Origin of the sequence: Saccharomonospora iraqiensis subsp. paurometabolica YIM 90007, assembly GCF_000231035.2 — a bacterium.
Classification (GTDB): Bacteria; Actinomycetota; Actinomycetes; order Mycobacteriales; family Pseudonocardiaceae; genus Saccharomonospora; species Saccharomonospora paurometabolica.
Window position 1 is genome coordinate 102,404 of the sequence record NZ_KI912225.1, and the last position, 6,402, is coordinate 108,805.

Consider the following 6,402-nt stretch of genomic DNA (forward strand, 5'->3'; position numbering starts at 1 on the left):
GGTTCGGCGGCCACCGACCCGCCGTGGGCCTGCACCGCCGCGCGCACGATCGACAACCCCAGCCCCGTCCCCGACCGCGCGGTGCGGGCCGTGCCCGCCCGGCGGAACGGCTCGAACAGCCCCGCCGCGGTCTCCGGGTCCAGCACCGGCCCGGTCGAGGCCACGGTCAGCACCGCCCACCGGCGGTCCGGTTCGGCGGTGACCCCGGTGGTGACCGTGATCCGGCCGCGGTCGACGTTGTGCCGCACGGCGTTCTCCAGCAGGTTCCCCGCGACGCGCTCCAGCAGCGCCGGATCGCCGTCGGTCACCGCGGAGTCGGTGCGCAGATCCACGTCGAGTTCCCGGGCGGCGACCTCCCCCCGCACCGCGCCGAGGGCGGTGTCCACGACCACGGCGAGGTCGACCGGCTCCGTGGCGCCGAGGTTCGCCCCGTCGGTGCGGGCCAGCAGCAGCAACGACCCCACGAGCCGTTCGGCGCGTTCGGTGGCCTCCCGCACGACGCCCGCCATCCGCCGCAGCTCCGCCTCGTCGGCGGACTCGTCGGCGAGAGTGACGTCGAGTTCGGTGCGGATCACCGACAACGGGGTGCGCAGCTCGTGACTGGCGTTGGCGACGAAGTGCCGCTGCGCCTCGAAGGCCGCCTGGAGGCGGTCCAGCATGGCGTCGAACGTCCGGGCCAGCTCGGCCAGTTCGTCCCGGCTGGAGACCCGCCCGATGCGCTCGGCCAGCGACTCCACCGACAACCGGCGGGCCGTGTCGGTGATCTCGCGCAGCGGGCGCAGCACCCGGGAGGTCAGCGTCCAGGCGAGGATTCCCGCCGCCGCCACCACCAGCACGAACGCCACGGACCCGGCTGTGATCATGCGCATCCGCGCCTGCTCCCGCAGGTACCCGGCGAGCACGGACGCCTCGACCTCGACCCCGTCGACGCGCACCAGCGTGCCGGGCGGGAGGTCCGGCACGGCGGCGACGGAATCGGACACCAGCCGCCACGCCAGCCACAGCAGCACCACGCTGACCAGCGCGACGAGCGCCGTGGCGAGCAGGGTCACCCGGGCGCGCAGGCTACGGGCCCGCACGTCGGGCAGCCGGGGGGTCCGCCGGCGGATCACGCTTCGAGGGGGCGGGGCTCGGCCACCGAGCCCGCACCGGGCACCCGGTACCCCGACCCGACGACCGTGTCGATGATCCCCGGCTCACCGAGCTTCTTGCGCAGCGTCATCACGGTCACCCGCACCGTGGTGGTGAACGGGTCGGCGTTCTCGTCCCAGACCCGTTCGAGCAGTTCCTCACTGCTGACCACCGCGCCCTCGGCCGCGAGCAGGACCTCCAGCACGCCGAACTCCTTGCGCGTGAGCTCGATCACCGCACCGGCCCGGCGCACCGTGCGCCGGGCCGGGTCGAGCTCCACGTCGTCCGCGGTCAGCACGGGCGGCGTCGCCGGGGTCGCCCGGCGTCCCAGTGCCCGGACCCGGGCCACGAGCTCCGGGAACGCGAACGGTTTGGCCAGATAGTCGTCGGCGCCGAGGGACAGCCCCTCCACCCGGTCCGAGACGGCCCCGCTCGCGGTGAGCATGAGGATCCGGCTCAGCGCACCGGAGGTCACCACCTCACGGCACAGCTCGTCGCCGGACATCCCGGGCAGGTCCCGGTCGAGCACCACCACGTCGTAGCGCGTGACGGTGGCCTTCTCGTGCCCGTCGTCGCCGTTGAACGCCACGTCCACGGCCATTCCCTCGCGCCGCAGCCCGCGGGCGATCGCCTCGGCCAGCGGCGCCTCGTCCTCAACTACCAAAACCCGCACATCGCCACCGTGTCACAGTTTCCTGAGAGAGACCTTACCGTGACCGGTTCCCGGGCACCGGTTCCTTCCGGTGCCCGGGAACCGTGGTCCGTCTCTCCCCGCGGGTCAGTCGCGGGGTGAGTCGACGGCCGGACCGGCGGGTTCGTCCACCTCGCCGTTGGTGGCGGCCCGGCCGGTGTCCGCGTCCGGGGTCTGCGCGCCGAGCCGTCCGGCCGCCCACTCGGTGACCCGGCGCGCGACGTCCTGCGCGGTGAGCCCGACGTCGGCGAGTACCTCGTCCCGGCTGCCGTGCTCCAGGAACCGCTGCGGCACCCCGAGATCGCGCAGCGGCACGTCGCAGTCCGCGTCCCGCAGCACTCCCCCGAGGGCCGAACCGAAGCCGCCGTGCCGTCCGCTGTCCTCCACGGTGACCACGAGCCGGTGCCCGGAGGCCAGCGCGACCAGTTCCTCCGGCACCGGGACCACCCACCTCGGGTCCACCACGGTGACCCCGATGCCCTGGTCGGCGAGCCGCTCGGCGGCGGCCAGCCCCAGCCGCGCGAAGGCACCGACCGCGACGAGCAGGACGTCCGCACCGGACCCGCGCCGCAGCACGTCCACCGGACCGAGCCGGTCGACCGCGGGCACCGACTCGACGACACCGCCCTTGGAGAACCGCAGCGCCGTGGGGCCGTCGGAGACGGCGACGGCCTCCCGCAGCTCCTCCCGCAGCGTCTCCGCGTCGCGGGGGGCGGCCACGCGCATGCCGGGGACCATGCCGAGCAGGGACAGGTCCCACATGCCGTGGTGGCTGGGCCCGTCCGGTCCGGTGACACCCGCCCGGTCGAGCACGAACGTCACGGGCTGACGGTGCAGCGCGACGTCCATCAGTGTCTGGTCGAAGGCGCGGTTGAGGAAGGTGGAGTAGACCGCCACCACCGGGTGCCGCCCGCTCATCGCCAGCCCCGCGGCCGAGGTGATCGCGTGCTGCTCGGCGATGCCGACGTCGAACCACCGGTCGGGGAAGGCCTCGGCGAAGGTGTGCAGTCCCGTCGACCGCAGCATCGCGGCGGTGATCGCCACCACGTCCTCGCGTTCGCCCCCGATGCGGGCCAGCTCCTCGCCGAACACCGACGTCCAGCTCGTCTTCTTCGCGGGGGGCTGTCCGGTGGCCGGGTCGATGGGGTCCGTCTGGTGCATCTGGTCGGCCTCGTCCGAGACCGCGGGCGGATACCCGTGCCCCTTCTCGGTGACGGCGTGCACGATCACCGGACCACCGAACGACCGGGCGTTGGCCAGCGCCTTCTCCAGCGCGACGAGGTCGTGCCCGTCGACGGGCCCGAGGTACTTGAGCCCGAGGTCGGAGAACATCACCTGCGGGGTGACGGCGTCCTTGAGCCCGGCCTTGGCCGCGTGCAGGGCGGTGTAGAGCGGCTTGCCGACCACCGGGGTGCTCTGCAGCAGCTCACGGCCGCCGTCCAGCAGCCGCTCGTACCCGGGGCGCAGGCGTAGCGCGGCGAGGTGCTCGGCGATACCGCCGATCGTGGGCGAGTAGGACCGGCCGTTGTCGTTGACCACGATCACGATCGGCCGTTCCGGATCGGCGGCGATGTTGTTCAGCGCCTCCCAGCACATCCCGCCGGTCAGCGCCCCGTCCCCGACCACGGCGACGGCGTGGCGTCCGCCGCCGTCGAGCGTGAATCCCTTCGCCAGCCCGTCCGCGTAGGAGAGGGCGGTCGAGGCGTGACTGTTCTCGATCACGTCGTGCTCACTCTCCGCACGCGCCGGGTAGCCCGCGAGACCACCCTGTTGGCGGAGCCCGTCGAACTCGTTCCGCCGCCCGGTGACGATCTTGTGCACGTACGACTGGTGTCCGACGTCGAACAGCAGCGCGTCCCGCGGGGAGTCGAACACGCGGTGCAACGCGAGCGTCAGCTCGACGACCCCGAGGTTCGGGCCGAGGTGACCACCGGCCCTGCGTACCTTCTCGACGAGGAAGTCCCGGATCTCCCCCGCCAGCACGGCCAGTTCCTCGTGGTCCATCCGCTTGAGGTCTGCGGGCCCGTCTACGGACTCCAGCAACGTCACGCTCCACCTCGCTCGCCGTCGTTGTCGCTGCCTCGTTCCGACCCAGTCTAGGGAACACGCACCCGGCCGGGTGGCTCGCTCACCCGCAGTCGGTGGCCGCACGGGCCGCTTCACCACACCGTGCCACCGACGGCGCAGGTCACACGCTGCCCGCGGCGACCGCGGGCCGGATACTTGAGCCACCCGGGCCGTTGTCGGCGCGCGGACGGCCACCCCGCCGCTACGGACGACCGCCGACAGCCGGACGGGGCGGGCCGACAGCCGGACGAGAAGGAGTGTGACGTGTCCCCCGAGTTCGATTACGTCGTCATCGGCGGCGGTACCGCCGGTTCGGTCGTGGCCGCCCGCCTGTCGGAGGATCCGGACACCTCGGTCTGCCTGCTGGAGGCGGGGCCTTCCGATGTGGACGCCCGGCCGGTGCTGGAACTGACCCGGTGGATGGAACTGCTGGAGTCCGGATACGACTGGGACTATCCCGTGGAACCGCAGGAATCGGGCAACTCGTTCCTCCGCCACGCCCGGGCGAAGGTGCTCGGCGGGTGCTCGTCGCACAACTCGGCCATCGCGTTCTGGGCGCCCCGGGAGGACCTCGACGAGTGGGCGGGCCTCGGCCTGCCCGGATGGTCGGCCGAGGAGATCTTCCCGCTGTACCGGCGGCTGGAGGACAACGACTCCCCGGGCGAGCACCACGGGCGTACCGGCCCGGTCCGGATCCGCAGCGTGCCCCCGCATGACCCGGCGGGGGTGGCGCTGCTGCACGCCTGCGAACAGGCCGGGATCCCCCGCACGGACTTCAACACGGGCACGACGGTCACCCACGGCGCCAACTGGTTCCAGATCAACGCCCGGGAGGACGGCATCCGGGCGTCGGCGTCGGTGGCGTACCTGCACCCGGTGCTCGGCAGGAGAACCAACCTGCAGGTCCGCACGGGCGTCCGGGCCAAGCACCTCACCTTCGACGGGACCCGGTGCACCGGGGTCGAGGTCCTCACCGAGGACATGCAGCACAGCGAGCACATCCGCGCCCGCAACGAGGTGGTCGTGTCCAGCGGTGCCATCGACACCCCGAAGCTGCTCATGCTGTCCGGGATCGGCCCCGCCGAGGAGCTCGCCGGGTTCGACATCGACGTCGTCGTGGACTCACCGGGTGTGGGGCGCAACCTCCAGGACCACCCGGAGGGCCTGGTGCAGTGGGACGCGCGCAGGCCGATGGTGCGAGATTCCACCCAGTGGTGGGAGATCGGCATCATGACCACGACCCGGGAAGGTCTCGACCGGCCGGACCTGATGTTCCACTACGGATCCGTGCCGTTCGACCTGAACACCCTGCGGCACGGCTATCCGACCACGGAGAACGGCTTCTGCCTGACACCGAACGTCACCCGGTCCCGGTCCACCGGGACGGTGCGGCTGCGCACCCGGGACTTCCGGGACAAGCCCAGAGTGGACCCGCGCTACTTCAGCGACCCGCACGATCTGCGGGTGATGACCTACGGCGTCCGGCTGGCCCGGGAGATCGTCGCGCAACCGGCGATGCGCGAGTGGGCGGGCGCGGAGCTGGCGCCGGGACCGGACGCGACGACCGACGACGAGATCGGCGACTACCTGATGAAGACGCACAACACCGTCTACCACCCGTCCTGCACCGTGCGGATGGGCCCGTCGAACGACCGCGAGGCCCCCCTGGACGAACGACTGCGGGTGCGGGGGGTGGACCGGCTGCGGGTCGCCGACGGCTCGGCCATGCCCTTCCTCATCGCGGTCAACCCGTGCATCACCACCATGGCCATCGGCGAGAAGGCCGCCGACCTCCTCCGCGAGGACGCCCGCCCCTGACCCCGGCGAGTCGCCACCCCAGTCCCGCGAGTCGCCACTCCAGTCCCGCGAGTTGTCACTCAGGGTCCGCGAGTCGACACCCCAGGCCGGTGAGTCGACGCCCCATGCCGGCGACCGTCGACCGCCCACCGTCGACCTGCGCCGGAAGGCTCGCGGGACCCGAGTGCCGACCCGCGTGTCCCCGACGCCGGCTCGCGGGCCCCTGGCGTCAACTCGCGGACCCTGAGTGGCGACTCGCGGGGCCCTGGCGTCAACTCGCCGTCCTGGGGTGGCGACTCGCGGGCCCCTGGTGGCGACTCGCGGTCCTGGGGTGGCGACTCGCGGGGGTCAGCGGCGCCAGAGGGGGAGCATGGCGTCGCGGACCTCCGCCAGGAGGTCGCGCATGGCGGTCTCGGCGGGGTCGGGAAGGCCGCGGGCGACCGCGTCGGCCACCCGTTCGTGCAGGCGTAACGCCTCGGGCACCGGCTGGTGGGGCATCAGCCCGAGCCGGGTCCGGCCGCGCAGCACCACGGCGACCACGTCGGCCAGCGCACCGAACATCTCGTTGCCGCTGCTGCGCAGCAGCAGGGTGTGGAAGGCGATGTCGTACTCCAGGAACTCGGCGAGGTCACCCGCCTCGCCGAGTTCGCGCATCCGGCCCGCGAGCCGCACCGCGCGGGCCCGTTCGTCGGCGGAGGCGCTGCGGGCGGCGGCGC

General features: G+C 73.0%; 5 protein-coding genes. 1 reads left to right on the plus strand and 4 read right to left on the minus strand.

Features of this window, described 5'->3' with window-relative positions; translation table 11 throughout:
* The 3 genes from SACPADRAFT_RS0209220 to dxs form a co-directional block, all read right to left on the minus strand.
* On the minus strand, positions 1-1,112 hold a 1,112-nt coding region (locus SACPADRAFT_RS0209220; RefSeq protein ID WP_007025976.1), incomplete at its 3' end, for a sensor histidine kinase.
* Positions 1,109-1,804: a response regulator transcription factor gene (locus SACPADRAFT_RS0209225; RefSeq protein WP_007025977.1), complete on the minus strand. Its 696-nt coding sequence runs from the start codon at positions 1,802-1,804 to the stop codon at positions 1,109-1,111. The genes SACPADRAFT_RS0209225 and SACPADRAFT_RS0209220, both read right to left, overlap by 4 nt.
* Positions 1,805-1,909: 105 nt before the next feature.
* A complete protein-coding gene (gene dxs / locus SACPADRAFT_RS0209230; RefSeq protein WP_007025978.1) occupies positions 1,910-3,871 on the minus strand; it encodes a 1-deoxy-D-xylulose-5-phosphate synthase in 1,962 nt (653 codons plus the stop codon).
* A 282-nt stretch (positions 3,872-4,153) separates the two neighbouring features.
* On the opposite strand from dxs, the gene SACPADRAFT_RS0209235 reads away from it, so the two are divergent.
* On the plus strand, positions 4,154-5,707 hold the full coding sequence (locus tag SACPADRAFT_RS0209235; RefSeq protein WP_007025979.1) for a GMC family oxidoreductase: 1,554 nt from the start codon (positions 4,154-4,156) through the stop codon (positions 5,705-5,707).
* A gap of 327 nt (positions 5,708-6,034) precedes the next feature.
* Here SACPADRAFT_RS0209235 and SACPADRAFT_RS26590 read toward each other — a convergent pair.
* On the minus strand, positions 6,035-6,402 hold a 368-nt coding region (locus SACPADRAFT_RS26590), incomplete at its 5' end, for a FadR/GntR family transcriptional regulator (RefSeq protein WP_007025980.1).